1 protein-coding gene and 1 pseudogene are annotated in these 1,475 nt (G+C 74.6%); both read right to left on the bottom strand.

The window, feature by feature from the left end; genetic code table 11:
* Nucleotides 1-797, bottom strand: a pseudogene (locus tag I5E_RS11795) (hypothetical protein); the annotation flags it as partial.
* A gap of 98 nt (nucleotides 798-895) precedes the next feature.
* The coding region (locus I5E_RS25495; protein WP_022907168.1) for a sensor histidine kinase at nucleotides 896-1,475 on the bottom strand (580 nt) is incomplete at its 5' end.

The following is a 1,475-nucleotide window of genomic DNA, read 5'->3' as shown; positions in this document are numbered from 1 at the left end:
AAGACGTCGGCGAGCACGACGGTGAGCGTCAGCAGCACGGCGATCGCCAGCGCGACACCGACCCGACGCCCGCGGTGGACGAGCCAGGCGGCGAGGAGCAGCAGGACGCCGACGACGACCACGGAGCCGTTCGGCATCGCGTCGGCGAACGGGGAGAGCACGCCGTCCGGGTCGGGCACGACGGGCGTCACGAGGGTCCCGGCACCGAGCGCGATGAGGGCGCTCACCACGACGGTCCGGGCGGTGACGGCGGTGCTGCGGTGCGCGGGCTCGGAGGCGCGGCGGACGATCCAGGCACCGGCGGCGGTCCCGAGCAGGGTCGCGAGGGCACGGGCCAGGTCCGACCCGTGGCCGGCGAAGAGCACGAGGGTCAGGACGACGGTCCACAGGGCGGCACGGACGCGCCAGCGGCGCTGCGGGGGCATCGTCGCCGAGGCGGCACCGAGCAGGGCGGTGGCCACGATCGACGGCGCGAAGAGCGGTTGCCCGACGGCGAACTCGGCGTGCGCCTCGCCCAGCGCCGACCCGATGGTGACGGTGAGCAGCGTCGCGAGGACACCGACGAGCGGCGCTCCGATCCCGACGACCAGGGTCCGGAGCGAACCGAGGGACCGCTCGGCGAGGACCGTCGTCAGGACCACGGCCACGAGGGCGAGGCACGCGACGGGCGGGTGGTGCGGGAAGTCCGGCTCGGAGTGTGCCATCCGGGCGGTCACGACGAGCACGGCCGCGGCCACCGTCACGACGACGGAGACCGGGAACCGACGGAGACGTCCGATGAGTGCTGTTGGTGCCACGGTCCCATCACAGCGGACCGCGCGCTCCGGGACATCGCTCCACGGCGTGAACCCCGATGGCCGATCGGCCATCGCCGCGTCGCTCCCGGGGACGACCGTCAGACGACGGGCGCGGACGGCACGTGCTCGACCGGCAGCCGCAGGTGCAGTGCGAACCCGTCGTCCGGCTGCGGCCCCGACTCCATGCTCCCGCCGAGGAGCGACGCCCGCTCGCCGAGCCCGATCAGCCCGAGGCCGGAGCCCGGCAGCTCGAGCCGCTCCGAACGCGCGGGGCCGTTCACCACGTCGACGAGGACGTGCTCACCGTGGATCCGGCCGCTGACCCGGACGGTCGCGTCGGGGGCGTGCTTGCGGACGTTCGTCAGCCCCTCCTGCACGAACCGGTATACGGCCCGCTGGAGCGGCTGCGCGAGGGTGTCCGGCAGGTCGACGGTGGTGCTGGTCTCGAGGCCGCTCTCGGCCACCAGCCGGGGCAGGTCGGCGAGGACCGGCTGCGGCGCGATCTCGCGGTCGGTGCCGCCGGACGCCCGCAGCACCTGCACCATCTCGCGGAGCTCCTGCAGGGTGACGACGCACAGCTGCCGGATCGTCCGCGCGAACCCGCGCTCGGCCTCGTCGCGGCCGGCCATCTGCATCGCACCGGCCTGCACCGCGATGAGGGTGACCTGGTGCGAGACG

The sequence above is a fragment of the Curtobacterium sp. B18 genome, from assembly GCF_000333375.1.
GTDB lineage: Bacteria > Actinomycetota > Actinomycetes > Actinomycetales > Microbacteriaceae > Curtobacterium.
Note: the sequence above shows the minus strand (reverse complement) of the source record. Positions and strands in the feature narration are given on the sequence as shown.